This is a genomic window from Bradyrhizobium sp. USDA 3256 (genome assembly GCF_054058275.1).
Map to the genome: position 1 here is coordinate 5,266,046 of NZ_JBSSAE010000002.1, position 25,339 is coordinate 5,291,384.

Annotated in this window: 23 protein-coding genes; 8 read left to right on the forward strand and 15 right to left on the reverse strand. The window is 64.3% G+C overall.

The features are described from left to right. Nucleotides 1–40: 40 nt before the first annotated feature. The 3 genes from ACVWY5_RS26870 to ACVWY5_RS26880 form a co-directional block, all read right to left on the reverse strand. A complete protein-coding gene (locus ACVWY5_RS26870) occupies nt 41–952 on the reverse strand; it encodes a S49 family peptidase (protein WP_028332636.1) in 912 nt (303 codons plus the stop codon). Nucleotides 953–1,248: 296 nt separating this feature from the next. Next, on the reverse strand, nt 1,249–2,076 hold the full coding sequence (locus tag ACVWY5_RS26875) for a methyltransferase (RefSeq protein WP_321176606.1): 828 nt from the start codon (nt 2,074–2,076) through the stop codon (nt 1,249–1,251). Beyond that, nucleotides 2,069–2,296, reverse strand: a complete 228-nt coding sequence (locus ACVWY5_RS26880) for a putative signal transducing protein (protein ID WP_026193157.1) — start codon at nt 2,294–2,296, stop codon at nt 2,069–2,071. The genes ACVWY5_RS26875 and ACVWY5_RS26880 overlap by 8 nt, the downstream gene beginning before the upstream one ends. A gap of 135 nt (nt 2,297–2,431) precedes the next feature. Here ACVWY5_RS26880 and ACVWY5_RS26885 point away from each other — a divergent pair, with 135 nt between their 5' ends. After that, a complete protein-coding gene (locus ACVWY5_RS26885; RefSeq protein WP_026193158.1) occupies nt 2,432–3,442 on the forward strand; it encodes a polyprenyl synthetase family protein in 1,011 nt (336 codons plus the stop codon). A 521-nt stretch (nt 3,443–3,963) separates the two neighbouring features. On the opposite strand, the gene ACVWY5_RS26890 is transcribed toward ACVWY5_RS26885, so the two are convergent. Then, nucleotides 3,964–4,803: an AraC family transcriptional regulator gene (locus tag ACVWY5_RS26890; protein WP_028332638.1), complete on the reverse strand. Its 840-nt coding sequence runs from the start codon at nt 4,801–4,803 to the stop codon at nt 3,964–3,966. A gap of 239 nt (nt 4,804–5,042) precedes the next feature. On the opposite strand from ACVWY5_RS26890, the gene ACVWY5_RS26895 reads away from it, so the two are divergent. Further along, nucleotides 5,043–6,284, forward strand: a complete 1,242-nt coding sequence (locus tag ACVWY5_RS26895; RefSeq protein WP_051376028.1) for an ABC transporter substrate-binding protein — start codon at nt 5,043–5,045, stop codon at nt 6,282–6,284. Nucleotides 6,285–6,507: 223 nt separating this feature from the next. After that, the gene (locus ACVWY5_RS26900; RefSeq protein WP_028332640.1) at nt 6,508–7,611 is read left to right on the forward strand and encodes a mandelate racemase/muconate lactonizing enzyme family protein; all 1,104 of its coding nucleotides are present in this window, start codon (nt 6,508–6,510) and stop codon (nt 7,609–7,611) included. A gap of 150 nt (nt 7,612–7,761) precedes the next feature. Here the strand turns inward: ACVWY5_RS26900 and ACVWY5_RS26905 are convergent, their stop codons facing one another. Beyond that, nucleotides 7,762–8,133 (reverse strand): hypothetical protein, encoded by a 372-nt coding sequence (locus ACVWY5_RS26905; protein ID WP_028332641.1) that lies wholly within the window; start codon nt 8,131–8,133, stop codon nt 7,762–7,764. Between the two features lie 194 nt (nt 8,134–8,327). Here ACVWY5_RS26905 and ACVWY5_RS26910 point away from each other — a divergent pair, with 194 nt between their 5' ends. After that, nucleotides 8,328–8,552 carry a hypothetical protein gene (locus ACVWY5_RS26910; RefSeq protein WP_028332642.1) on the forward strand — a complete coding sequence of 75 codons (225 nt, stop codon included), beginning with the start codon at nt 8,328–8,330 and terminating at the stop codon, nt 8,550–8,552. A 90-nt stretch (nt 8,553–8,642) separates the two neighbouring features. Here the strand turns inward: ACVWY5_RS26910 and ACVWY5_RS26915 are convergent, their stop codons facing one another. From ACVWY5_RS26915 to ACVWY5_RS26925, 3 genes are all read right to left on the reverse strand, one after another. Then, nucleotides 8,643–8,780, reverse strand: a complete 138-nt coding sequence (locus ACVWY5_RS26915) for a hypothetical protein (RefSeq protein WP_016848367.1) — start codon at nt 8,778–8,780, stop codon at nt 8,643–8,645. Nucleotides 8,781–8,810: 30 nt separating this feature from the next. Then, nucleotides 8,811–9,245, reverse strand: coding sequence for a cupin domain-containing protein (locus ACVWY5_RS26920; protein ID WP_021080031.1), 435 nt, complete (start codon nt 9,243–9,245; stop codon nt 8,811–8,813). A 322-nt stretch (nt 9,246–9,567) separates the two neighbouring features. Then, nucleotides 9,568–10,224, reverse strand: coding sequence for a glutathione S-transferase (locus ACVWY5_RS26925; protein ID WP_028332643.1), 657 nt, complete (start codon nt 10,222–10,224; stop codon nt 9,568–9,570). A gap of 173 nt (nt 10,225–10,397) precedes the next feature. Between ACVWY5_RS26925 and ACVWY5_RS26930 the strand changes: the two genes are divergently transcribed. Both ACVWY5_RS26930 and ACVWY5_RS26935 read left to right on the forward strand, forming a co-directional pair. Beyond that, complete coding sequence (locus ACVWY5_RS26930) at nt 10,398–11,621, forward strand: polyhydroxyalkanoate depolymerase (protein ID WP_028332644.1); 1,224 nt, start codon at nt 10,398–10,400, stop codon at nt 11,619–11,621. 238 nt (nt 11,622–11,859) lie between these two features. After that, nucleotides 11,860–12,654, forward strand: a complete 795-nt coding sequence (locus ACVWY5_RS26935; RefSeq protein ID WP_028332645.1) for a substrate-binding domain-containing protein — start codon at nt 11,860–11,862, stop codon at nt 12,652–12,654. Nucleotides 12,655–12,867: 213 nt separating this feature from the next. Here the strand turns inward: ACVWY5_RS26935 and ACVWY5_RS26940 are convergent, their stop codons facing one another. The 6 genes from ACVWY5_RS26940 to ACVWY5_RS26965 form a co-directional block, all read right to left on the reverse strand. Continuing rightward, nucleotides 12,868–14,604, reverse strand: coding sequence for a bifunctional protein-serine/threonine kinase/phosphatase (locus tag ACVWY5_RS26940; protein WP_028332646.1), 1,737 nt, complete (start codon nt 14,602–14,604; stop codon nt 12,868–12,870). A gap of 161 nt (nt 14,605–14,765) precedes the next feature. Then, nucleotides 14,766–15,584: a formate/nitrite transporter family protein gene (locus ACVWY5_RS26945; protein WP_028332647.1), complete on the reverse strand. Its 819-nt coding sequence runs from the start codon at nt 15,582–15,584 to the stop codon at nt 14,766–14,768. Between the two features lie 387 nt (nt 15,585–15,971). Beyond that, nucleotides 15,972–16,718, reverse strand: a complete 747-nt coding sequence (locus ACVWY5_RS26950; RefSeq protein WP_080666974.1) for a transporter substrate-binding domain-containing protein — start codon at nt 16,716–16,718, stop codon at nt 15,972–15,974. A 157-nt stretch (nt 16,719–16,875) separates the two neighbouring features. Beyond that, the gene (locus ACVWY5_RS26955; RefSeq protein ID WP_428841194.1) at nt 16,876–17,280 is read right to left on the reverse strand and encodes a DUF4399 domain-containing protein; all 405 of its coding nucleotides are present in this window, start codon (nt 17,278–17,280) and stop codon (nt 16,876–16,878) included. Between the two features lie 58 nt (nt 17,281–17,338). Continuing rightward, nucleotides 17,339–18,883 (reverse strand): SUMF1/EgtB/PvdO family nonheme iron enzyme, encoded by a 1,545-nt coding sequence (locus tag ACVWY5_RS26960; protein WP_028332650.1) that lies wholly within the window; start codon nt 18,881–18,883, stop codon nt 17,339–17,341. Nucleotides 18,884–19,091: 208 nt separating this feature from the next. Beyond that, nucleotides 19,092–20,270, reverse strand: coding sequence for an MFS transporter (locus ACVWY5_RS26965; RefSeq protein WP_028332651.1), 1,179 nt, complete (start codon nt 20,268–20,270; stop codon nt 19,092–19,094). Nucleotides 20,271–20,356: 86 nt separating this feature from the next. Between ACVWY5_RS26965 and ACVWY5_RS26970 the strand changes: the two genes are divergently transcribed. Both ACVWY5_RS26970 and ACVWY5_RS26975 read left to right on the forward strand, forming a co-directional pair. After that, on the forward strand, nt 20,357–21,157 hold the full coding sequence (locus ACVWY5_RS26970; RefSeq protein WP_028332652.1) for an AraC family transcriptional regulator: 801 nt from the start codon (nt 20,357–20,359) through the stop codon (nt 21,155–21,157). Between the two features lie 158 nt (nt 21,158–21,315). Further along, nucleotides 21,316–22,668 carry a malonyl-CoA decarboxylase gene (locus ACVWY5_RS26975; protein WP_028332653.1) on the forward strand — a complete coding sequence of 451 codons (1,353 nt, stop codon included), beginning with the start codon at nt 21,316–21,318 and terminating at the stop codon, nt 22,666–22,668. A gap of 267 nt (nt 22,669–22,935) precedes the next feature. Here the strand turns inward: ACVWY5_RS26975 and ACVWY5_RS26980 are convergent, their stop codons facing one another. Continuing rightward, complete coding sequence (locus ACVWY5_RS26980; RefSeq protein WP_028332654.1) at nt 22,936–25,299, reverse strand: TonB-dependent siderophore receptor; 2,364 nt, start codon at nt 25,297–25,299, stop codon at nt 22,936–22,938. Nucleotides 25,300–25,339: the final 40 nt, after the last annotated feature.

Sequence of the window (25,339 nt, forward strand, 5' to 3'; positions counted from 1 at the left end):
CGCGGTTTTGGGGCTAAATGGCGCGCTCACATCCCTGTGTTCACAGCCCGAATCTGGCCCAAATCGCACGGGTTTCCAGCGCCGAGATCACGTCGTCCGGCAGCGCGGCCAGTCCATCCAGCGCCGCCAGCGATCCCGCCCCCGGCGCCCGCCGGCCGAGCAGGCCGGACAGCAAGCCGCTGGCCGGCGCAATCACCGGGGTCAGCACCTTGTCGCCATAGCGGGCCCGCAGCGTGGAGCGGATGTCGCCGATGCCGTCGGCGAGCCCGAGTCCAATCGCGCTATCGCCGGCCCAGTATTCACCGGTGAACAGCACGTCGTCGGCGCCATTGAGGCGGCTGCCGCGGCTCTGCTTGACCAGCGCGATGAAGATCGCATGGATCTCGCGCTGGATCGCCTTCAGCCGGGCAACGTCGTCCGGGTTCTCGGGAAGGAACGGATCGAGCATCGCCTTGTGGCTGCCCGCCGTATACAGCCGGCGCTCGACGCCGATCTTCTTGATCAGCCCCTCGAGGCCAAAGCTGCCGCCGACCACGCCGATCGAGCCCAGGATCGAGGACGGGTCGCAATAGATCTCGTCGCCCGCGCAGGCGATCATGTAGCCGCCGGAGGCCGCGACGTCCTCCACGAACACCAGCACCGGCAGCTTCTTCTCGGCGGCGAGTTGCCGGATGCGCAGATAGATCTGCCGCGACTGCACCGGCGAGCCGCCTGGCGAATTGATCACCAGCGCTACCGCCTTGGCATTCCGCGTGCCAAAGGCGCGCTCCAGCATCTTGGCGACGCCGGAGAGTGTCATGCCGGGCCGCAGCGGCGTCACCGCGCCGATCACGCCTGCCAGCCGCACCACCGGCACGACGGCCGCGCCGCGCCTGAAGCGCGCCGGCAACATTGCCTGCACGCGTTCGAGCAGTCCCGAACGTGTAGCGTGATCACTTATTTGTTCACTCATGCCGTTACCTCGAATTAACCACTTTTTATCACGCCACTGTCATTGGAATCCGTGGAACGCGTTTTGCATTTTGTCATTGGGGCTGCAATGCGCGGGCGGAGAGGGACTCATGAAAATCTATCTGCTGATTTTGCTGATCGGTACACTCCTGGCGGCGATCCACTTCACGTCCACGCCGGACCGCCAGTCGGAAACGGCTTCGCAGTGATTTAGTGCCTGTGACGACGTGGGCAGCATGCCTGCCCGCTAAAGCGCAATGCCATCGCGCCTTGGCTTCTTGTTCGAGCATGATCTTTTTAGCGCCGCGCCAGCGGCAATTCCCCCTTCCCGGCCAGAATCTCCTGCACCCATTTCTTGGGCACGCCTGACTCTTCATTGAGCAGCAGTGCGGCATGCAGCCGCGTCGGTGCCCGGCCGCCCTTGGTGGCCCGCACCAGGATTCGGATCGCCGGCGACGTCACGTCGCCGTGAACCGGCAGGATCTCGACACTGCCGAAGCCGCGGTCCAGCGCAGCCAGCACCTCGGCAATGCCGTCAGCCCGCCAGATCAGCGCAAGCTGCCCGTTCGACTTGAGAATTCGCCGCGCCGCGTGAACCCAGCCGGCCAGCGTGGTCGCGGTCGCGACATGGGCGCGCTCGCGCACACCGTCCGGCGAGGCGCGGTGCCGCGACGGATCGTTGAACGGCGGGTTCATCAGCACGACGTCGGCGCTATCCGGCCCGAGCCCGGCATTATCGAAGGCTGCGGCGCCGGCTTCGACATCAAGCACGATCACCTCCGCCATGATCGCGTTGGTGCCGGCATTATTCCGCGCAAGCTCGGCCAGGGCCGGGTCGATTTCGACCAGAACGAGATCGATCCCCCTCACCCGCCGCGCCACCGCCAGCCCGGCCGCGCCGACGCCGGAGCCGAGATCGACGACGCGGTCGCCCGATCGAGCCGGCGTCGCCGCGGCGAGCAGGATCGCGTCATGGCCGGCGCGGTGGCCGCTGCGGGGTTGCCGCAGGCGCAACTGGCCACCGAGAAATCCGTCTTCGGTGATCCCGGCGGCCGGAGACTCGTTTTTTGACGCGTTTTCTTCACGCGAACCGGGGCCCACTTCGCTCGAAAACGCTCTAGTCATCGGCCCGCAATTCGTGGCCGAGGCCCGCATCGGTCAGGAGCTGGCGGGCCTCGTGGTTGTCGTCCTCATGCACCAGGATCCGCCGCGGCAGCACGCCGAGCGAGCCCTCGATGATGCTCATGTTCTGGTCCAGCACCAGATGATGGATGTTAGCGCTGTCGAGCAGCGCGCCAATGGCGGAGACCAGCACCATGTCATTGGTCCGTACCAATTCCCGCAAAATACGCTCTCCTGTCGCCCCGCCTGTGCGGCACTTGCGCCACATGTCAATAACTTGATGGCCTTGCCGCTGCACCGCGCAGTTTCTATTGTTATAGCTGAGCATAGTGCGTATTCGGCAAAATTGGAGACCAGCGTGGCGGTTATTGTACCCTTCGAAAGCCCGTCCAATGCTTCGATCGACGGGCTGGTGGGACTTGTCGCCGCCGACATGGAGCGCGTCAACGCGACGATTCTTTCGCGGACCGGTTCCGAGGTCACCATGATCCCCGAGGTCGCCAATCACCTGATCTCCTCCGGGGGCAAGCGGTTGCGCCCGATGCTGACGCTGGCGATGGCCCAGCTCGCCGACTATTCCGGCGACGGCCATATCAAGCTCGCCGCCGCGGTCGAGTTCATGCACACCGCGACCCTGCTGCATGACGACGTGGTCGACGAGAGCGAGCTGCGCCGCGGCAAATTGTCCGCGCGGATGCTGTGGGGCAACGAGGCCAGCGTGCTGGTCGGCGACTTCCTGCTCGGCCAGGCGTTCCGGATGATGGTCGAGGTCGGCTCGCTCCGCGCACTCGACATCCTCTCCGCCGCCGCCGCCACCATCGCCGAGGGCGAGGTGATGCAGCTTGCGGCCGCCAAGAACACCGCGACCACCGAGGACGAATATCTCGCCGTAATCCGCGGCAAGACCGCGGAGCTGTTCGCTGCCGCCTGCGAGGTCGGCCCCGTGATCGCCAACCGTCCGAAGGCCGAGCAGACCGCGTGCCGCTCGGTCGGCATGAATCTCGGCATCGCCTTCCAGCTCGTCGACGACGTGCTCGACTATGGCGGCAAATCCGCAAAACTCGGCAAGAATGTCGGCGACGATTTCCGCGAGGGCAAGATCACGCTCCCGGTGGTGCTCGCCTTCCGCCGGGGCAATGATACCGAACGCAAGTTCTGGATCCGCGCGCTGGAGCGCGGCGAGATCGGATCGGCCGACCTCGATCACGCGATCGGACTGATGACCAAGCACCGCGCCCTGGAAGACACCATCAGCCGCGCCCAGCACTACGGCGCGATGGCGGTCGACGCGCTGGCGCTGTTCCCGCCCTCGCCGATGAAGACCGCGCTCGAAGAGGTCGTCGCGTTCTGCCTGGCGCGCTCTCATTGATCTAGGCACTCGCGAGCAACAAAACGATGTCGTCCCTGCGAAAGCCGGGACCCATACTCTGCGGCCGAAGTTGTGACGGGAACTCGTCGTTCCAACATCGCACAATAAGCAGCATCGGTGGTTATGGGTCCCTGCTTTCGCAGGGACGACACCCAGTTTATTGCGCCGCCCGTCGCAAAATATTTGTCGTCCTGGCGGAAGCCAGGACCCGTAGCCACCGATTTGATTTTTGATTGTGAAAGAGATCACGGCCCCGGCGTCGCGCAGCAATTGCCATTTGGGGTAGTGGGTCCTGGCATTCGCCAGGACGACATCGAGTTTGTTGGCCCGGGCAACTCAGGTGTATGGCTCACCCAACAACGTCGGCACGATCGACGGTGTCGTCCCTGCGAAAGCAGGGACCCATACTCCGCGGCGAGAGTTGTAGGGGGACTCGTCATTCCAGCATCACGCAAATAACAAGCATCGGTGGTCATGGGTCTCTGCAGGGGCGACACCAGGGTTTGCTGCAGCGGCGCCCGCTACTCCTTCACCGGCACCCAGATCTCCAGCCCGCCATTGCCGGTGCTCGCATCGAACTTCTCGTCGTAGCGCTCGAAGTTCGGCGCGTCCGCGACATTCATGCCGGATTGCGGCAGCCAGCGATTCCAGATCGTGTTGACGGTGCGGCGGATGGTCGAGATGTGGTCGGCGTGTGTGAACACGACGTATTTCTGCTCGGGAATCCGGACGCGCGCGAACTCGCGCGGCAGGTCGGAGAAATCGGCGACCTCGACGCCGGCGATGTAGTCGAAATTGCCGGCATCGTCGCCGTTGCAGCAGACGCCATAGGCGACGTTGCCGACCTGGCGGGGGATGTGCGCGCATTGCTGGTGGAAGCTCTGCCACTGGTTCGGAATGCCGGCATCGCTGCCATTGCCGTGATTGTAACGCTCGCCGATGCCGGCGACGAGGAACGCCTTGCCGGTGGCAATGCGCGGCGGATCGATGTGGTCGAGAGCTGTCGAGATCATGGTGATCGGCTCCTGGAGATTGAGCGTCGTCAGGCACGTTGTCGCGCGCACCGTCTCGGGCGTGACGCCGAAATGGTCGCGAAACGCGCGGGTGAATGCTTCGTGGGAGCCGTAATCCGCATCCAGCGCGAGGCTGAGAATATCGGGTGCACCGGCCGCGAGCTCGCGCGCGGCCTCGCTGAGCCGCCGGGCCCGCACATAACGCATCACCGAGAACCCGGTCGCCTCCGCGAACGCACGCACCAGATGGAAGCGCGAGACGCCCGCCACGGCGGCAATCTCGTCGAGCGTCAGGGGCGCGCCGAGATGGCTTTCGATGTACCAGAGCGCCTTCTGGGCTGGATTCATGGATGACGGCTTTCCTGCAAAGCTCGGGCATCATGCACGGCTGCCGCGCGCGGCATTTGACAGTCCTTGCTGCCCGGGCGGCGAAACTGTGGTTCCGCTCCACGGAAATTTACCCGCAAAGCCGCCGCTGGCAACAATGTTGCAATCGTGCATACTCGCCGACGCATCGATCCGACGGCTCATCAAGCTGCCCGATAATCAAGACTGCAAGAGCCGCGGCCAGCATGTCAGGGAGGACAATGATGCACCACCAACGCTTGAGCTATGCCAACTGCGTCAAATCAGCGGCGCTTGCGGGGCTTTTGACGATCGCCGTCGCCAGCGCCGCCAACGCGCAGAAGAAATACGATCCGGGCGCCACCGACAGCGAGATCAAGGTCGGCAACATCATGCCCTATTCCGGTCCGGCGTCCGCCTACGCCACGATCGGCAAGACCGAAGCCGCCTATTTCAACAAGCTCAACAGCGAAGGCGGCATCAACGGCCGCAAGGTCAACTTCATTTCCTACGATGACGCCTACTCGCCGCCGAAGATGGTCGAGCAGGCCCGCAAGCTGGTCGAAAGCGACGAGGTGCTCCTGATCTTCAATCCGCTGGGCACGCCGGGCAATACCGCGATCCAGAAATACATGAACGCCAAGAAGGTGCCGCAGCTGTTCGTCTCGACCGGCGCGGCGAAGTGGAATGATCCGAAGAACTTCCCGTGGACCATGGGCTGGCAGCCGAGCTACCAGGTCGAAGCGCGCATCTATGCCAAGTACATTCTGCAGAACTATCCGGGCAAGACCATCGGCGTGCTCTATCAGAACGACGATTTCGGCAAGGACTATCTGATCGGCCTGCACGACGGGCTCGGCGACCAGGCCAAGAAGCTGATCGTCGTCGAATCCTCCTACGAGACTTCGTCACCGACGGTGGATTCACAGATCGTGCAGATCAAGGGCGCCAATCCCGACATCTTCGTCAACATTGCAACGCCGAAATTCGCGGCGCAGGCGATCAAGAAAGCCGCCGAGCTCGACTGGCATCCGGTGCAGTTCCTGACCAACGTCTCCGGCTCGATCGGCGGCGTGATGAAGCCGGCCGGCTATGAAGCGAGCCAGGGCGTGCTGTCCACGGCGTATCTCAAGGACCCCAAGGATACCGAGTGGAAGAACGATCCGGCGATGACCGAGTGGCGCGCCTTCATGACCAAGTGGTATCCCGAAGGCGACCTCGACGACGCCGCGACCGTATTCGGCTATGGTGTCGCCAAGGGGCTCGAGCAGGTGCTGCGGCAGTGCGGCGACAATCTTACCCGCGAGAATCTGATGAAGCAGGCGGCCAGCCTCAACATCGAGATCGGCATCTATCTGCCCGGCACCAAGATCAAGACCGGGCCGGACGACTATGCGCCGATCGAGCAGCTGCAGATGATGCGCTTCAAGGGCGAGAGCTGGGAGCGGTTCGGCCCCATCATGAGCGGCGAGAAGAGCAGTTGAGGGCTTTCCTCCACAACTTCGCGGTTCGTGATGCCCGGCCGTGCGCCGGGCATCCACGCCTTCGACACGATTCACGAGCAAGACTTGTAGCGAGCAAGACTCGTTACAAACCGGACTTGCGATGGCCGGAACCCAGACCAGCCGAAGCGACGCCTTTCTTCAGGCTCACGTGTCCGGCCACCACGAGCTCCAGGCACATCCTGCGATCGGAAGGACAACAACAATGAAAATCACCGACGTCCGCGCCCACCATATCCGCATTCCCTATGACGCCGGGCCCGCGAGCTTCCGCCAGGGAGCTTCCGCGATCTCGGCGCTCGACATGGTGCTGGTCGAGGTTTCGACCGATGCCGGCCTCACCGGCTGGGGCGACGCCTTCGCCTATGTCTGCCCCATGACGAGCTGCACGGCGGTGGCCGAGATGATCGCGCCGCAGGCGCGCGGCCTCGAGGTGCCCGACGCCGCCAGCATCCCCGCCGCGATGGAGCAGATCCAGCGCAACCTGCATCTGTTCGGCCGCTACGGCATCACGATGTTCGCGATCTCGGCGCTCGACATCGCGCTGTGGGATCTCGCCGGCAAGGTGAAGGGCGTGCCGCTGCATCAATTGATCGGCGGCGCGAAGCGGAGTGCGATCCCGGCCTATGCGAGCCTGATGCGGATCGGCAATCCGGCGCACATCGCCGCCGAATGCAAGAAGGCGATCAAGCTGGGCTATTCCGCGATCAAGCTGCACGAGACCACCGTGCCTGCGGTCGCCGCCGCGCGCGAGGCGATCGGCCCTGGCGTGCCGCTGATGGTCGACATGAACTGCCCGCTGGACGGGCCCGCGGCGATCCAGTTCGCGCGCGACTGCAAGCAGGCCGCGCCGCTGTTCCTGGAGGAGCCGGTCTGGCCGCCGGAGGATTTTGCGACGCTCGCCGAGGTGCGCAGAGAAGGCCGGCTCGATATCGCGGCCGGCGAGAACGCCTGCACCGTGCATCAATTCCGCCAGATGATGACCGCGGGCGCGGTCAGTCACGCGCAGCCCTCCGTGATCAAGGTCGGCGGCATCACCGAATTCCTGAGGGTGGCCGTCCTCGCCGACGAGTTCGGCGTCCAGGTGATTCCGCACTCGCCCTATTTCGGGCCGGGCTTCCTCGCCACGCTGCATCTGATGGCGATCCGCGACGCGGGGCTGATCGAGGTGTTCTTCATGAAACGTCCCGCCTGCCTGTGGGGCGACCGCATCGACGTCGACGCCAACGGCCATGTCGCCGTGCCGCAGGGCCCCGGCCTCGGCTACGAGCCGGATCGCGACGTGATGGAGCAGTATCGGGTGGCGTGAGCCGAGCGTCCTTCCTACGCGTCATTGCGAGGAACCCGCGAAGCGACGAAGCAATCCACATCTCGGCAAGCTGAGAGATAGATTGCTTCGCTGAGCCTGTCATCGGGCGCGCGGTCGCGCGACCCGTTGGCTCGCAATGACGGCTGCGGGCTACTTCGTCCCGTCCTTCGCGGCGGGCGCGGCATCCTTCGCCTGCGGCGCGTCGGCTTTCCTCTTCAGGTCCTCGGTCAGCTTGACCTGCGCTGTTTGCAGATCGGTGACGAGCTTCTGCAAGTTCGCGACCGAACTCTGCAAGCTCACGATCTGCCGGTTGGCGGCATCGAGCTTCTGCTGATGATCCGATGTGAGCTTGTTGATCGTCTTCTGCAGGAAGTCGACATTGCTCTGCAGACAGCTGGTGCGCCGCTCCATGGTTTTCTCGACGGTGCAGATCTCGATGCCGGGAACGTCCTGCGCATGCGCGACTCCGACGACGCCGAGTGCAAGCGGCGCCAGCAGGGCGAGAACAAAACGAGCGGTCATCGGCGTCTCCAGGCAAATGCGTCATTCACAGTTTTGTGCTTGCGACGCTGAAAGCAAGGCAGACATACCACACTGAAACCGCATTCAAGCGGTGTGCTTCACCCATTACGGGACTACTCGTGGGGACGGGGGCCTTCGGAACTTGTTTGGTTCGATCCCTTTTGGCTCGACCTTGGGCAGTGGAGACAGATCGCATGGCAACGCGCGAAAAACGGTTGGCGCAATTCGATGGCAATGGCGAACCTGCGCCGGAACAGCGCGTGGAAGTACTTTGTGAGGATCATAGCGGAACGTATCAGCTGCCGTTCGCCTGCCGCTTCGTCAACGGCCAGTGGCGCAACGACACGACGGGCGGCGCGCTGGAAGCCAATGTCATCGCCTGGCGGATGCCGCGCGAGAAGCAGGCGGGCATGGCCTGAGGCCGGCATCGGCGCGCGCTGTTTCAAAACGCGACGCGCGCGCACCGTGTCTTAAGATTTGGAACGCGGGTGGAACGAACCGCGTCCGAATCACTGATCGAGCAGCGTGCTGCGTTGTTCACGGCTAGATGTGGTCATCAGCCCGAGGCTGCGCACCACATACAGAAGCATGACGATCGGCCGCAGCCAGCGGCCGATAACAAAGGTTAACTCCTCCGCAGACGACATTACGATCCCTCCTCTCTGTCCTCCTGGCGATCATTTCCACGGCGTGATCGGCGGCACCGTTTCGGTCGCCGGCGGCACGTCCACGGTCTTGAAATCGGCGGGGCTGACGATCTCGAGGTATTCCATGTCCTTCGAGTAATCGAACAGGTAGTGGGTGATGCCGGGACGCTGATGGATGACGTCGCCGGCCTCGACCAGCGTCTCCTTGTCCTCGTACATGAAGCGCGCCCAGCCCTTGGTCATGATGACGATCTGAAAATCGCACAGGTGCTTGTGCCAGCCGGTGCCCTGCTCCGGCGGCATGTCGGGATTGGCCTTGACCAGATGGCAGATCACCTGCCCGCCGGTGGCGTCGGCGATGCCGAGATCGCGATACAGGAAGAAGTCGCGCAGACCTCCGCCCTTGAACTCGGTGTCACCGGGTTTGACGTGGGAGAATTTGCTGACGACGGCGTGCTGGTTCATTTCAAGCCTCCACGGTTCTCGTGTTCGCGAGATCGCGGCGCGGCTCGGCGTCCAAATTTTCGGCAGCGTCGCATCGTCGCGGTCACAGCTCGGTCATTGCCATGCGAAATCCTTGCCAGCCGGGTTGGGCTGCGGCGAACCGTCTCGCCACGCGCTGACATCGCCGCGGAAGCATTTGGAGCGAGGCACGAATTTGCGCCTCAGTGGCTGTCGCGCGCGTCCGTCGCGCATGGCCGGTGCCCGACGCCGACGGCACGTCCATTGAGCAAGGCTTGCCTCGTGCTTGAGCCGCCGATGCAGGCAGGCCCGGGCCGGGCGCTGCCTAATATTCGACCTCGAGTTCCTCGACGTCGGCCGGCTCCGCCTTCGCGGCCTCGATCCATTCCTGCATCTCGGGCATCGTCATGATGGTGCTGGCATACACCGCAAGCGCAGGCTCGAGCTTGACGTCATAGGTCATGAAGCGGGTCACGACCGGCGCATACATCGCGTCCGCCATGGTGCGGCGTTCGCCGAACAGGAACGGCCCGCCCGATGCGCCGAGGCAATCGCGCCAGATGGTGCAGACGCGGTCGATGTCGGCCTGCGCCCGCGACCAGATCTTGAAGCCGGGGAAATGGCCCTTGAGATTGACCGGCAGCGAAGAGCGCAGCGTGGTGAAGCCGGAATGGATTTCGCCCGAGATCGAACGGCAATGCGCGCGCTGGATCCGGTCTTCCGGCAACAGCCCGGCATGCGGCATGATCTCGTTGAGATACTCGCCGATCGCGAGCGTATCCCAGACCGTCGCGCCGTCGTGGCGCAGGCATGGCACCAGGATCGAGGACGACAGCAGCAGCAGCTCGGCGCGCGCCGACGGGTCGTCGGGCGCGGTAACCACCTCCTCGAACTCGAGCCCGGCGAATTTCGCCAGCAGCCAGCCGCGCAGCGACCAGGAGGAGTAATTCTTGCTGCTGATGGTGAGTGTCGCTTTCGCCATATCGGTCCCTCGCGCCTGAACGCGTCCTCAGCTCCCGGACTTCGCGCGCCGGTTCAGCCGCCGCGCACCCGGAGCCATCAGCTTTTGCAGCAAGCCACGTGCCAATTTGCCCGGCGGCCGGCCCGCCTCTGGCGTCGATATTGCATGGCAAGCCGGGCCACGGGTGGATGCGTATGATGTCAATGCTGTACCAGGCCTATCAGAACCACATGGACCTCACGGCGCCGTGGCGGACCGGCGCCGCGGCGGCGTTGCGCTATCTCAATCTCGTGCCGCGCGGCGCGTCCGACCGGACGTTCGGCCGGCTCGCGGCCGCGCTCGAACTGATCTCGCGCTCCAGCCTGAGCTATGCCCGCCCCGACTACGGCATCGGCAGCGTGACCGTCGGCAACAGGGAGTTAGAGGTGACCGAGGAGGTCGCCTATTCCACGCCGTTCGGCTCGCTGCTGCATTTCAGGAAGGTCGACGGCCCGGAGCAGCCGCGGCTGCTCTTGGTGGCGCCGATGTCCGGGCATTTTGCCACGCTGCTGCGCGGCACCGTGAAGACGCTGCTGCAGGACCACGACGTCTATATCACCGACTGGCACAATCCGCGCGACATCCCGCGCAGCAAGGGCCGCTTCGGGCTCGAGGACTACACCGACCATCTGATCGACTTCCTCGGCCAGCTCGGCCCACGCGCGCATATGGTGGCGATCTGCCAGCCTTCGGTGTCGGCGCTGGCCGCCGCCGCGATCATGTCGGAAGACAATCATCCGGCGCGGCCGGCCTCGCTCACCCTGATGGCCGGGCCGATCGACACAAGGATCCAGCCGACCAAGGTGAACGAATTCGCCAAGAGCAAGCCGATCAAATGGTTCGAGGACAATCTGATCAACTACGTGCCGATGCAGTGCAAGGGCGCGTTGCGCCAGGTCTATCCCGGCTTCGTGCAGCTCACGGCGTTCGTATCGATGAACCTGGAACGCCACATCAAGCAGCATATCGATCTCGCCGATCATCTCGCCAAGGGCGAGACCGCCAAGGCCGCGGTGATCAAGACTTTCTATGACGAATATTTCGCGGTCATGGACCTCCCGGCGGAGTTCTACATCGAGACGGTGCGCGACGTGTTCCAGGAACATCTGTTGCCGCAGGGCATGCTGATGCATCGCGGCCGCCCGGTGAATCCGGCGGCGATCCGGCGCATGGGATTGATGACGGTGGAAGGCGAGAAGGACGACATCTGCTCGATCGGCCAGACGCTCGCCGCGCAAGACCTCTGCACCGGGGTCCGCACCTATCGCAAGGTGCATCACATGCAGGCCGGCGTCGGCCACTACGGCGTGTTTTCCGGCAAGCGCTGGAACAACGAGATCTACCCGCTGCTGCGCGATTTCGTGCATGTCAATTCGTGACCGATTCCCCGTAGCCCGGATGGAGCGGAGCGCAATCCGGGAGGGTGTTTCCGCGGAGAAGCCGCTCCCGGATTTCGCTCCGCTTCATCCGGGCTACGAAATCTCGCCTCCCGACAATGCTCCATCTGCATCGTTGCGCGCCTCGCAAAGACGCTGCGGCTAGCCATGCCTGCCCTCAGGCAGTAGTGTCCCCGGCCACGACGACCCGCTTCCGAAGAATCGTCCAGGGAGAAACTCCATGAGCGCGCCTGCCGCCTTCCGTGCCCTCACGCTTGCCGTGATCGGCGCCCTCGCCTTCACCTCAGCCGTATCCGCCGCCGAAGTCCATGTCATGATCTCGGGCGGGCTGACGGCGGCCTACAAGGCGCTGGTGCCGGAGTTCGAACGCAAGACCGGGCACAAGGTGGTGACCGCCTTCGGGCCGTCGATGGGCACCACGACCAACGCCATTCCGGTGCGGCTGGAGCGCGGCGAGCCGGCCGACGTGCTGATCATGGTCGGCTATGCGCTCGGCGATCTCATCAAGCAGGGCAAAGTGGTGCCCGACAGCCGCGTCGACCTCGTGAAGTCGCCGATCGGCATCGCGGTGAAATCAGGCGCACCGAGGCCGGACATCGGTTCGGCCGACACCGTCAAGCAAGCGCTGCTGGCGGCGAAATCGGTCGCCTATTCCGACAGCGCCAGCGGCGTCTATGTCTCGACCGAGATGTTCGCAAAGCTCGGCATCGCCGATCAGATGAAAGACAAGGCGCGGATGATCCCGGCGACCCCGGTCGGCGAGATCGTTGCCAAGGGCGAGGCCGAGATCGGCCTGCAGCAGATCTCCGAGCTGAAGCCGGTTGCCGGCATCGACATCGTCGGACCGCTGCCGGAGCCGTTGCAGAAGATAACGGTGTTTTCCGCCGGGATCGCGACGGTTGCAAGAGAGCGTGAGGCCGGCAAGGCGCTGATCAGCTTCCTCGCCTCGCCGGATGCGCACGACGCGCTGGTGAAGAGCGGCCTCGATCCGATTGCGGCGGGTGGGACGCACTGAAGTCGGCCCTCTAACCCGTCATCCTTGTAAGTCAGGACGCGCTGACGAGGCCGCAACGCGGCCGTCTCGAAGGATGCACGGCCCCGCTGGTGGCCGATTCATCCTTCGAGGCTCACCCAGCGGTGCAAATGCGTCGCAAGGCTCGCGCCTCCATCGACAAAGGCGAAGCCTTTGCGCGGGGATGACGGGGATAGGCTGGCGGATTTGGCGCCGCTACCGCAAATGATGCGCGCCGTAGGCGAGCAGCAGCACCACAACCAGCGCCAGCAGCAGCGTGGTCGACTTCCAGAACAGCACCGGGTTGCGCTCGATCAGCGGGGTCGATGACGTCGTCAGATATTTTGCGTTGGGATTGCGCAGGTCGAACAGGAATTCCGAAAAGCTCTCATAGCGCTTGAGCGGGTTGGCATGCACGGCACGCTCCAGCGCGCCGTCGACCCAGCCCGGGATCTCGCGCCCGCCATGCGCGGCCGAACGATAGACCAGCCGGTTGAAGTCGGATCGTGTCCGGGCCCGCGCGATCTGCGCGCCATAGGGCAAGCGTCCCGTCAGCATCTGGTAGGTGACGACACCGAGCGAGAACAGGTCGGAGCGCGCGGTGCCACCCTCGCCGAGGAAATATTCCGGCGCGGTGTATTGCTGGGTGCCCAGGATGTCCTCGACACCCGCCGGCGCCGCCGCGGCGACGCCAGCGATCCGCGTCGAGCCAAAATCGATGATCTTCACCGTGCCGGTCCTGTCGATCATGATGTTGTCGGGCCTGACGTCCTGGTGCAGCATCTCCTTGCGGTGGAAGGCGCGCAGCCCTTTTGCGATTTGCTCGGTGATACCGCGTACCGTCTCCAGCGCCGGCGCTGGATTGTCCGTGATCCACTGCGTCAGGGTCTGGCCGTCGATATATTCCATCGCGACATAAAGGAAATTGCGCTTGCGCTGCGGCAGCCACGGCTTCAGCACATGCGGGCTGTCGATCCGCCGGGCGACCCATTCTTCCATCATGAAACGCTTCAGATAGGCTGGATCGTCGCGCAGGTCGATCGAGGGGATTTTGATCGTGACTGTGGTGGCGCTGTCCTCGTCGACCGCGAGATAGATGTGGCTGCGGTGCGATGCGTGCAACTCGCGCACGATACGATAGCCGTCGAACAGCATTCTTGCGTCGAGCAGCGGCGGCAGCGGCAGCTCGGCCGGCTGGCCGAACAGCTCGCTGGCATCGCCGTCAGGCAATTCGTCGATCCGGACGATCTGCACGGTGAGATTGTCCGGGCTGCCGTTCTCATAGGCCTGCTCGACGATCGATTTCGCCGCAACATCGAGAGACGCGGCACCGTCTTTGATCGTCTTCGCGAGCTGCCGCGCCGGGACATGCTCGTAGATCCCGTCGGTCACCAGCAGGAAGATATCGCCGCGCTCCAGCGGGAGCGCCTGGTAGTCGATCTCGAGCTGCGGGTTCACGCCGAGCGCGCGGCCAAGATAGCTCTGCTGCGAGGAGATCACGACGCGGTGGTCGTTGGTCAGTTGCTCGAGGCTGTTGCCGGCGACGCGGTAGATCCTGGAGTCACCGACATGGAACAGATGCGCCGTGGTCGACCGGACGACCAGGGCGCCCAGCGTGCAGACATAACCCTTGTCCTTGTCGTAGGGATTCTGGCTGCGCCTTGTCTGCGCGTGCAGCCACGAATTGGTCGCCTCCAGCACCCTCTGCGCCGAGGTCTTCACCGACCAGGATTCCGAGGTGCAGTAGTAGTCGGTCAGGAAGCTCTTGACCGCGGATTCGGCGGCGATGCGGCCGACGCTGCTCGAGGAGATGCCGTCGGCAAGCACCACCGCGATGCCCTTCAGGCCGAGCAGCGGCTCGTCGGGGATCAAGGCGCCGTGGAAGTCCTGATTGGTGTCCTTGCGGCCCTGATCAGAGAATTGCCCGACCGATATTTTCAGCGCGCGCGGCATCGACCGTCCCAAAGCGAATGGGCCCCTCCGGGACAGGAGAGCCCAACCAAAGCGCGACGAGATTATGTTGAATCGTCATCGCGCTTTGGCTTCTTGTCTGAGCATGATCTTTTCGGAAAGCCGCTTCACACTTTTCCGGATCATGCTCCAGCCGGCCAGGATCAAGCCGCGAGGCGCTGGCGCTTCGGCGCCGTCTTCACATGCGTCGTGTAGAGCGTGAGACCGGTGAAGGCGAGGCCGCCGGCGAGGTTGCCGAGCACGGTCGGGATCTCGTTCCAGATCAGGTAGTCCATGATCGAGAACTTCGCATGCAGCATCAGTCCCGACGGGAACAGGAACATGTTCACCACCGAATGCTCGAACACCATGTAGAAGAACACCAGGATCGGCATCCACATCGCGATCACCTTGCCGGGCACCGTCGTGGAGATCATCGCGCCGACGACGCCGGTCGAAACCATCCAGTTGCACAGCATGCCGCGGATGAACAGCGTGGCCATGCCCGCCGCACCATGCGCCGCATAGCCCAGCGTCCGGCCCTCGCCGATATTGCCGATGGTCATGCCGACCTTGTCGGGCTCCTGCGTGAAGCCGAATGTCGTGACAAAGGCCATCATGAACGCCACGGTGAGCGCGCCTCCGAAATTGCCGATGAAGACGAGAGCCCAGTTGCGCAGCACGCCGCCGAGCGTGACGCCGGGGCGCTTGTCGAGCAGCGCCAGTGGCGAAAGGACGAACACGCCGGTCAGCAGATCGAAGCCCAGCAGATAGAGCATGACGAAACCGACCGGAAACAGCAACGCGCCGATGATCGGCTGCCCGGTGTTGACGTTGATCGTCACGGCGAACCAGGCGGCCAGCGCGAGGATCGCACCGGCCATGTAGGCGCGGATCACGGTGTCGCGGGTCGACATGAAGATCTTGGATTCGCCGGCATCCACCATCTTGGTGACGAATTCGGACGGAGCGAGATAGGCCATTCGTAAAATCCCCTTGCGCAATTCGGCCGCGCCGGTTGCCTGCCGGAAGCGACGCGGGTTGGTTGAAATGCTCGTTCGTCCGGGAGATGGGGGTTCAACGATTGCTCGAGACGCCCGGGCCGGGCGCCTTGATCCCCTCGCCTCGGCCAGCATTGGCCCTGGCAATCCGGAGGACGGCAGTCGTCATTGACTGATCCAACCAAAAGCAATGCATATGCCAACCGGAGCCGCTGGCGCCGGGCCAGAAATCGCCGTTAATGCAATGACTTAGCCGACCTACAGAGGAACCGGCCGGCGCGATGGCGCGGATTTATGCAGCCTGCACAGATGTCGCCCACGAAAAACGCGGAGCCCGGCCGCGGGCCCGGCGCGACCGCGTGTCAGCCGCTACTTCACCTCGGTGCGGACTGACGTGTCCTTCAGGCCGTTAGCGTCATAGGCCTTGCGCAGCGTACCGTTGGCGATCGCCTCCGTCATGAACCTGGTGGCGAAGGCCGCGGCGAGCGGATGGTTGAGCGGTACCGCGACCGCGGTGACGGTCTGCTTGAAGGTCTCGTCCAGCACGCGCGTGCCCGGGATCTTCTTCGCCATCGCATTGAGCTGATCGCGCGACAATGCGAACGCGTCGATCTCGCCGCTCTTGAGCAGATTGAAGATCTCGTCATAGGTCTGATAGCCCGTGACCTTGGCGTGCTTGAGATGGGCGATCGCGCCGCGCATCGTCGTGGTGGCATTGACGGCAGCCACCTTGACGCCGTCCTGGTCGAGCGTGGCGAAATTCGTGATCGTCGAGCCGGGTTTGACGATATAGGTGGCGTCGGCAACCTCGTAGATCGGCCCGAACGTCATCCTGGTCTCGCGCTCGGGATCCTTGGGCAGGAAGGTGATGTCCCAGGTGTTCCTGGCCGCCGCGTCGGTGATCTGGCCGGAATTCTGATGCACGACATATTCGACCGGGATGCCGAGTTGCGCCGCCATCTCGCGGCCGAGATCGACGGGAACGCCCGCATAGCCGTTCTCGGTCTTGGTCGACCAGAACGCGCCGCCGGCCGGGCTGATGGCGATCGCGACCCGGAGCTTTCCGGTCGGCGCGATCTGATCCTTCAAGGCGTCGGCATCCGCTGATGTGGCCATGACAATCACTCCCAGGACGAGGCCGGCCAGACGCAGCAGTCGAGACGACATCAGACTTCCTCCATGCCGAATCTTGCTGTCCGGCAGGCGCGCAACAAACCGCACGACGCAGCCTTGCGCAAGCGCCGGTTCTCGCAAGGGAGCCATCCGTATCGGCCTATCTGACCCGGATGGTGATTTTTTCGGAGACGACCGGCGGGCTGAATGGATAGTGTTTGGCGTCGCCAAGCACCAACTGCAAGGTATGCTTGCCGGGCGCCAGATCGAGCTGCGTCTCGGTCTGGCCGGCACCGAAGTGCAGATGAGACTTGTCCGACGGAATCGGCTCATTCGGGTTCAACGGCTCATTCACGTCGATCAGAAGATGGTGATGGCCGCTGTTCGGGTAGTCGTCGCCGGCATGGGTGACGCCCATGTTGCGCAGCCCAAAGCGGCACCAGAACGGGCTTTTTAGCTTAGCGCCGTCGCGTGGCCAGATGAAATACAGCTTGGTGTCCTTGCCGGCCGGCTTGTTCTGCGCGTCGGCCGGAGCCACGAACAGCGTCAGCGCCGCGGCGAGCATGATCAAGCCTGCACTTTTCATAGCCCCTCCATGAAGCCTTGCGATCAGGGATGACCGCTCAGGGAGACAGTGCGACCCGGAAACCGTGGGTCGGATAACGGACATTGGTGTCGTAATTATCGCGATTGGCCGGACGCACATAGCGTGCGTCATTCTTCCACGAGCCGGAGCGGATGACATGGGAGGCGCAGTCGCCGCCGGACCAGACCGCACCGTCGGTCGGCGCGCCCTGGTAATTCCTGTGCCAGCAATCCTCGACCCATTGATCGACCCCGCCGCCCATGTCGTAGAGGCCGAACGGATTCGGCTTGTAGCTGCCGACCTTGACCGGCTGCTCGGCCGAACTGCCGCCGCCGCAATCCTTGCATCCGGCGTGGCCCGATTGCATCTGGTCGCCCCACCAGTACTTCGATTGCGTTCCGCCGCGCGCCGCATATTCCCACTCGGCTTCGCTCGGCAGCCGGTAGGGCTTCTTGGTGCGCTCGGCGAGCCAGGTCACATATTGCTTCGCATCGCTCCAGCTCACATTGGTGACCGGAACGTCGTCCTTGCCGCTGGCCGTGAAGCCACAGGCCTTGGCCGCCGCGCAGGCGTTCCATTCGCGGACCGTGACCGGATATTTGCCCATGGCAAAGGGCCTGACCGTCACCCGGCGGATCGGCCGCTCCGAAGGATCGTCATTGCTTCCCATCGAGAAGCTGCCAGCTTGAAGCGAGACCAGTTCGGGCTCCGGCAGATCCGGGGTGGGGCTCGCCGAGGGCGCGGGTTGAGGCGACGCTTGCTGCGTCGGTGCCGCCGGGGTTGGACTTGCGGTTTGGGTCGGAGCCGGGCTTGGTGCCGGCGGCTGGACGGCAGGCGATGCCGTCGGTGACGGAGGCGCCTGTGCCACGTCGGCCGGCTTGCCGCGCGGTTGCGCGAGCAGATACCACAGCACGCCCCCCGCGATGATCGCGATCGCCAGTCCGAGCAGCGTGAGCAGGATGGACTCACGGCGCCTGCGCGTCCGTTGGTACGCGGCTGCATCCGGCAGCACGCGATAAACCCGGACCGGATCGGTGATGTTCTTGACCTTGCGGTCGCCGAGCGATTCGTATCCGCAGACCATCTTGTGCTTGATCTGCTCGTAGATGCCGCCGGAGATAAAGACGTCACCCGGCGCCGCGATTCCTTCCAGGCGCGAGGCCACGTTGACGCCGTCGCCATAGATATCGTCGGGCTCGATGATGACGTCGCCGAGGTTGACCCCGATCCGGTACTCGATCCACTGATCTCTCGCGATCGCCGCGTTGCGGCCGATCATGTTCTGCTGGATCACGATGCTGCAACGGACGGCCTCGACCGGACTGTCGAACATCGCGATAAAGCCGTCGCCGGTGGTCTTGACCAGCTTGCCGTGGTGCTCGGCAATCGTGGGCTCGATCAGATCGCGCAGGGTCCGCTTGACGCGCGTATGCGTGCCTTCCTCATCGAGCTGCATCAACCGGCTGTAGCCGGCGATATCGCCCGCTACGATCGCCGCGAGGCGCCGCGGCATTGAATCGCCGGGAGGCTGTGTATTGTCGGGCTGTGACCGGCCTGACTTGAAGTCGCGAATTTCTCCCATGGCGCTCCGGCTGCTCCAAAGAAAATTGCGTGCTCGAGGCGCAACCGGCGCCGTCGTCCCCGAGGCCCACTTGGACCTTACCACACCTTCGAGTTGGAACAAAGTTGACGAACCGTGACCAGGTCACGGTTTGCCGGCGGTGCCCGAGCGGCGCACCGCGGGTCGGCGCGCGCATCGCCTCGACGGCAGACGGCGCAAACGTCCCGTATCAGCCCGCCTGCGTGGCCGGGGTGCGGATCTCGCGCGGCAGGATGATCGCGGCCGCGATCGCCAGCAGGCAGAGTGCCGCGAACGCGCGCAGCATCATCGAGAAGCCGCCCTGGTCGTACAGCCAGGCGACCAGGCCGACGGAAGCGCCGGCCGCAGTGAAGCCGACGAAATAGCGCACTGCATAGGCGCGCGAGCGCCATTCCTCGGTGGTGTACTTGCCGACCATGGCATCGTTCACCGTGACCTGGCCGAACGCGCCCATCACGATGCCGATCGAGACCACGATCAGCGGCAGGTTGGACAGGCTCGCCGCCAGATAGAGGAACGGCGCCAGCAGGAACGACAGCGGCAGCGCCACCGTCTTCAGCGAATATCTGTCGAGCAGCTTGCCGATGGTGTACTGCGTCATCGCGCCGAACACATAGACCCCGGCCGCGATCACCCCGAGCAGCGCCGGGCTCTTGGTCAGGTCGGCGAGCCGTTCGGCGAACAGCTTCGGCAGCGCCACCGTCACCGCGTTGAAGGTGGTGGAGATCGCGATCACCACGATCAGCAGCGACAGCACCACCCGCCACATGTCCTCCTTGGCGACCCGCACCTGCGCTGCGGCCTGCTTGGAGCCCTTGCGGTCCTCATGCACCACCGTCATCGCAAAGGCGATGCCGATCAGCACGGTGACCGTGCCGGGCACGATGAACGCCCAGCGCCAGCCGAGATACTGGCCGATCACGCCGGTGACCAGCGCCGACGAGGCAACGCCGAGATTGCCCCAGACGCCGTTGATCCCCATCTGGGCGCCGAGCTTCTCGGCATAGGACACGATCATCGCGGTACCGACCGGATGATAGATCGAGGCGAAGATGCCGATCGCCAGCAGCGCCGCGCCGAGTTGCAGCGGCGTCTGCACGAAGCCGACCGAGATCATCGACAGGCCGATGCCGACGAAGAAGATCACCATCATGTGGCGGCGGCTCCAGCGGTCGCCGAGCCAGCCGGTGATCAGCGAGCCGGCGCCGAAGGCGATGAAGCCCGGGGTCGCATAGGGCAGGAGTTCCGAATAGGCCATGCCGAGCGCCGGGCCCATGACGATGACGGCGGCGGCGAAGATCAGCATCGCGTAGTGATCGATGAAATGGGCGGCGTTGACGAAGGTGATCACCCGGCTGGGACTGTTCACTGGGCTGCTCATGGGCACGTTTCTCGCGCGATTCTTCACTTGCTCGAAAATAGGTTATAGGTGCTTGTCCTGACGGGATGTCGCCAATGACTATCGCTGAGCCGCCAATAAGAGCCCTCCACCAGGACCGGCGCGTCACCGGGGACGGCGTGCATCTGGTGGCGCGCAGCTATCGCAAGGGCGTCCGGCTCGACCCGCACATGCACCGCGAGGCACAACTGGTCTATGCCGCCAGCGGCACCATGCAGGTGACGACGCCGAAGGGCCGCTGGCTGGTGCCGCCGGACCGCGCGGTGTGGGTCCCTGCCCTGCTCCCGCACGCGATCGACGTGCTCGCCGACATCGAGATGCGCACGCTGTATTTCGACCAGGTCTGGCTCGCGCGCGAAAAGCGCAGCGACAGCCTCGACCACGAATTCGTGGTGCGGGTGTCGCCGCTGGTGCACCAGGCGATCCTGGCGCTGTTCGACGCCTCATGCGGACGCGAGCGCACCGATCTGTTGATCCGCCTCGTGATGCTGGAGCTGCACCAGGCCGAGGACTCCGCGACCTTCATCCCGCTGCCGCAGGAGCCGCGCTGCCGGCGCGCCGCCGACATCGTGCTGGCCGATCCGACCAAGGACCATGATATCGATGCGCTGGCGCGCACCGTCGGCACCTCGGCGCGGACGCTGTCGCGGCTGTTCTCGGCGGAGACCCAGCTCTCATTCAAGAGCTGGTGCCAGCGCGCCCGCATCGCGGCGGCGATCGAGCGCCTGTCGAGCAGCGCGAATGTTTCGGTCAAGCAGGTCGCCTCCGACCTCGGCTATGCCAGCGTGCCGGCATTTTCCCACGCGTTCCGCCAGGTTACCGGCAAGACACCGACCGCGTTCGCGGAGAAAACGTGAACGGGGTTTGTCACCGGGCGCAGCGATGACGAATTATACCGCTGTCGCGCTGCGACATATTTCCGTACGATCCCTGCGCTTGATTGCAGTGCTCCGGACCTTAAATCCCGTGTAAGGTCCGGCTTCACTTGATACGACCTGCTGGATACGACCTGCTCATGGCCAATGCCTTCTTCTCAGACCTGCTCTCGACGATTTCCGAACGCGGCCGCGTCCTGCTCGGCCGCGCCAGCCCGGCCGACGACAAGCAGGATGCGTCCGAACTGCTGGAATTGTGCGACGCGCTGCTGTCGGGCCGCGGCGAGGCCTCCGGCACCGCGATGGCGCGCGAAGTGCTCGACCGCTACCACCATCTCGATGCCGCCGGGCGGCTGTCGTTCTTCCAGACGCTGGCCCGCGATTTCGGCCCCGATCACGCCAAGCTTGCGCAGGCGATCGAAAGCTGGCGCGCCAAAGCCAATGGCGACGACGCCAGCGACCTGCATTTCGCCTCCGAGCCGCGCCGCCAGGAATTGATCCGCCGGCTCAATCGCGCGCCGGGCGGCACCGGCGAGCTGGTGTCGATCCGGTCGGATCTGCTTTCATTGATGAAGGGCAACAAGGACCTCGCCGCGCTCGATCGCGACGTGGTGCATCTGCTCTCGTCCTGGTTCAACAGGGGATTCCTCGTGCTGCGCAGGATAGACTGGTCGTCGCCGGCCAATATTCTGGAGAAGATCATCCGTTATGAGGCCGTGCACGAGATCCGCGATTGGGACGATCTGCGTCGCCGCATCGATCCGATCGATCGCCGCTGCTACGCGTTCTTCCATCCGGCGCTGGCCGACGAGCCGCTGATCTTCGTCGAGGTCGCGCTCACGGAAACCATCCCGGGCGCGATCGCGCCGCTGCTTGCGGAAGAGCGCGAGCCGGTCCCGGTCGAGCGCGCCCGCACTGCGGTGTTCTATTCGATCTCCAACACCCAGCGCGGCCTTGGCGGCATCTCGTTCGGCAGCTTCCTGATCAAGCAGGTGGTCGAGGAGCTGCGCCGCGAATTGCCGAAGCTCGACAACTTCGTGACGCTGTCGCCGGTACCGGGCTTCATGCAGTGGGTCAAGCAGGCCGACGACGTGCCGCTCACCGAGGAGGACCGCCAGCTGCTGGAAAGCCTCGGCAAGCCCGACTGGTTCGAGAACGCCGAGCTCGCGACCCAGCTGCGCGCCGTGCTGGAGCCGCTTGCCGCCTACTATTTCCTGAAGGCGCGCACCCCGAAGGGACGGCTGATCGATTCGGTCGCGCGCTTCCATCTCGGCAACGGCGCACGCTTGGAGCGGATCAACTGGCTCGGCGATCTCTCGCCCAAGGGCCTGCGCGAATCCGCCGGCATCATGGTCAACTACCTCTACCGCCTCGACGACATCGAGAAGAACCACGAGGCCTACGCCAACAATGGCGAGGTAATCGCCTCGAGCGCGGTGAAGAAGCTGCTGAAGGGCGAAGGCCGGCGGCTGCTGGATATGCGGCTGGGGTAGGCAAGCCGAACTCCATCCCGGTCATTGCGAGCCACCCGGCCGGCGCAAAAGCGCCGCCGGATGACAGGCTCCGCGAAGCAATCCATCGGTCGTCGTACGCGGAAGCATGGATTGCTTCGTCGCTTCGCTCCTCGCAATGACGGCACGCCGTCGACACTCTCGCCGCCTAAAGCGCGATGAGATTAGGTTGAATCGTCATCGCGCCTTAGCTCTTTGTTTGAGCATGATCTTTTCGGAAAACCGCTTCGCACTTTTCCGGATCATGGTTTAGAACCTCGCCCGCGCCATCAGCCTTACCGTCCGACCCTGTCCCGGCGAGATATTGTTGTTGCCGTCAGCCGACGCCCAATAGCCCTTGTCGAAGATGTTCTCGACGTTGAGCTGGGCGCTCCAGGTCTCGTCGATCTTGGCATAGATCGCCGCATCGAAGCGCACGAAGCTCGGCAGCCGCACCGTGTCGTCGGACGAGGCGAAGGAATCGCCGAAATAGATCACGCCGAGCGCGGCGGCCCACATCGGCGTGAACTGATACTTGTTCCACCAGGCAAACTGATTGTACGGCACCAGCTGGACGCGGTTGCCGGGCACCACGGTCGCCGAGGTCGCGCCGGTGATCTTCGCGTCGGTATAGGCATAGGCCAGCGACGATTGCCATTGCGCGGTGACATAGCCGGTCAGGCTCGCCTCGACGCCTCGCGTGAGCGTGCTGCCGGAGGGGAAGAAGAAGCCGGGATTGTTGCCGTCGGCGATCGGCTGGTTGGTCCGGTTCAGATTGTACACCGCGGTCGAGAACAACAGCTTCGGATTGACATTCCACTTCATGCCGAGCTCGACATTCTCGAAGCGCTGCGGCTGCAGGATCAGCGTGCCGTCGTTCAGCGCGCTGAACTGGTCGCCCGAGGCCGGCAGGAAGGAGACGCTGTAGGCGGTATAGACCGACATCGAATCGATCGGCTTGATGATCAGGGCGCCCTGCGGCGAGACCAGATTGTCGACGCGATTGCGGTTGATGTTGGTGTTCATGTCGGTGGCCGACATGTCGTAGCGATCGAACCGCGCGCCGGCGATGATCTGCACGGCGCGCGAAATCTCGATGGTGTCCCTGAGATAGCCGGACTGGATGTTCAGCGCGTAGCGGCTGTTCGAATCGGGCGTGGTGACGCCGTCGGTATTGGTGCCGGTGAAGTGGTGAAGGAACGTCACCGGACCGAAATAGGTCGGCGCGAACGGGTTCTGCACGATGGTGTTGGTGCCGTTCGGGAACACGCCGGTGTTGCGGATGTCGACGCCGGTCTGCCGGCCGAACTCGGCGCCGAAGCCGACCGTGTGGAACAGCGGCCCGGTCCAGGTCTTGTAGGTGAAATCGGTCTGGTTGAAGACGTTGTCGCGGTTCGTCGTGTGCTGGTAGGCGCCGAGATTCACCGCCGTGTCAGCAGGATTGACCGCGCCCGCGAGCGGGCCGCCGGTCGGATAGACGTTCTGATAGAATTTCTGGTAGTCGGCGGCGAAGGTGCCGTTGCGCACCGTCAGCCCGTTCTCGAAATCGTGCTCAATGATCGCCATGCCGGTCTGCACCGTCGCCTGCGCGGTGTTCAGGCTTGGGCTGCCGAAGAAGGTCGAGAAGTCGCCGTTCGGCGCGAACGGCGTGGTCGGGTTGAAGCGGGTCGCGCCACCCGGCAGCCCCTGCGAGGGATTGCCGCGATCGGCGGTACGCTCGTCGTGAAAGTACTCGTAGCTTAGTTTGATTTTGGTGTTGTCGTCGGGCTTCAGCGTCACCGTCGGATTGATGCCGTAGCGCTCGAGATGGTTGAAATCGCGGAAGGCGTCGGCGCCCTCGTAGAACACGTTGAGCCGCGCTGCGACGTTGTCGTTGATCGCCTGCCCGGCATCGAGGCTGACGCGGCGATCGCCCCATGAGCCGGTTTGCGCCGTCGCCTCGTAGACGCGGTTGCCGTCGGCTTCCTTCAGGGTGCGGTTGAGCAGGCCGCCGCCGGCGCCGCGGCCGAAGGTCAGCGCGCTCGGCCCCTTCAGCACCTCGATGCTCTGGGCGTTGTACATGTCGCGGAAATACTGCACGTCGTCGCGAAAGCCGTTGACGAAGAAGTTGGCGCTGGAATCGACGCCGCGGATCACGAGCTCGTCGCGATTGCCCTCGCCCTGGTGCACGGCAACGCCTGGGACATAGCGGGTGACGTCGGTGAGGCCCTGATAGTTCTGGTCGCGGATCAGCTCCCGCGTGATCACGTTGAGCGATTGCGGGATGTTGACGATGGCGGTGTTGGTCCTGGTCGCCACCGACGTGCTGTTGGCGAAATAGCCTGACGTGCCGGTGCGGGCGTCCTGCGATTCCGCGAAGGGTTTTGCCGCGGCCGCGGGCGCGATCCGCCGTGCCGACTGGGTGCGGCGGCCTCGTGCTGCGGCGGTGTTACGCGATGTCGACGGTGCGCTGCGGCGGCGTTGCGTGGCCGGCGGGGTGACCGTCACCGGCGGCAGCGACGAGGCGCCGGCCTGCGACGGCGCCGATTGCGCCTGTGCGGCAGATGTTGCGAGCGGAACGCTCAGCGCGAGATAGCTCGCCGTGAGCAGCGCAAGCAAGACAGTGCGACGATGGGCTTGTGTTCTTGATGTCATGACGTCGTCCCCAAGCAACTCTCGCCTTCGCTGAAGGCGA

Excerpts from the sequence above, each read along its gene's own strand:
- ACVWY5_RS26945 (WP_028332647.1), bottom strand. The coding sequence starts at position 15,584 with ATGGCCTATCTCGCTCCGTCCGAATTCGTCACCAAGATGGTGGATGCC.
- ACVWY5_RS26960 (WP_028332650.1), bottom strand. The coding sequence starts at position 18,883 with ATGGGAGAAATTCGCGACTTCAAGTCAGGCCGGTCACAGCCCGACAAT.
- ACVWY5_RS26870 (WP_028332636.1), bottom strand. The coding sequence starts at position 952 with ATGAGTGAACAAATAAGTGATCACGCTACACGTTCGGGACTGCTCGAA.
- ACVWY5_RS26925 (WP_028332643.1), bottom strand. The coding sequence starts at position 10,224 with ATGGCGAAAGCGACACTCACCATCAGCAGCAAGAATTACTCCTCCTGG.
- ACVWY5_RS26935 (WP_028332645.1), top strand. The coding sequence starts at position 11,860 with ATGAGCGCGCCTGCCGCCTTCCGTGCCCTCACGCTTGCCGTGATCGGC.
- ACVWY5_RS26915 (WP_016848367.1), bottom strand. The coding sequence starts at position 8,780 with ATGTCGTCTGCGGAGGAGTTAACCTTTGTTATCGGCCGCTGGCTGCGG.
- ACVWY5_RS26975 (WP_028332653.1), top strand. The coding sequence starts at position 21,316 with ATGGCCAATGCCTTCTTCTCAGACCTGCTCTCGACGATTTCCGAACGC.
- ACVWY5_RS26890 (WP_028332638.1), bottom strand. The coding sequence starts at position 4,803 with ATGAATCCAGCCCAGAAGGCGCTCTGGTACATCGAAAGCCATCTCGGC.
- ACVWY5_RS26895 (WP_051376028.1), top strand. The coding sequence starts at position 5,043 with ATGATGCACCACCAACGCTTGAGCTATGCCAACTGCGTCAAATCAGCG.
- ACVWY5_RS26940 (WP_028332646.1), bottom strand. The coding sequence starts at position 14,604 with ATGCCGCGCGCGCTGAAAATATCGGTCGGGCAATTCTCTGATCAGGGC.
- ACVWY5_RS26910 (WP_028332642.1), top strand. The coding sequence starts at position 8,328 with ATGGCAACGCGCGAAAAACGGTTGGCGCAATTCGATGGCAATGGCGAA.
- ACVWY5_RS26905 (WP_028332641.1), bottom strand. The coding sequence starts at position 8,133 with ATGACCGCTCGTTTTGTTCTCGCCCTGCTGGCGCCGCTTGCACTCGGC.
- ACVWY5_RS26970 (WP_028332652.1), top strand. The coding sequence starts at position 20,357 with ATGACTATCGCTGAGCCGCCAATAAGAGCCCTCCACCAGGACCGGCGC.
- ACVWY5_RS26900 (WP_028332640.1), top strand. The coding sequence starts at position 6,508 with ATGAAAATCACCGACGTCCGCGCCCACCATATCCGCATTCCCTATGAC.
- ACVWY5_RS26980 (WP_028332654.1), bottom strand. The coding sequence starts at position 25,299 with ATGACATCAAGAACACAAGCCCATCGTCGCACTGTCTTGCTTGCGCTG.
- ACVWY5_RS26920 (WP_021080031.1), bottom strand. The coding sequence starts at position 9,245 with ATGAACCAGCACGCCGTCGTCAGCAAATTCTCCCACGTCAAACCCGGT.
- ACVWY5_RS26930 (WP_028332644.1), top strand. The coding sequence starts at position 10,398 with ATGATGTCAATGCTGTACCAGGCCTATCAGAACCACATGGACCTCACG.
- ACVWY5_RS26950 (WP_080666974.1), bottom strand. The coding sequence starts at position 16,718 with ATGGCCACATCAGCGGATGCCGACGCCTTGAAGGATCAGATCGCGCCG.
- ACVWY5_RS26875 (WP_321176606.1), bottom strand. The coding sequence starts at position 2,076 with ATGACTAGAGCGTTTTCGAGCGAAGTGGGCCCCGGTTCGCGTGAAGAA.
- ACVWY5_RS26955 (WP_428841194.1), bottom strand. The coding sequence starts at position 17,280 with ATGCTCGCCGCGGCGCTGACGCTGTTCGTGGCTCCGGCCGACGCGCAG.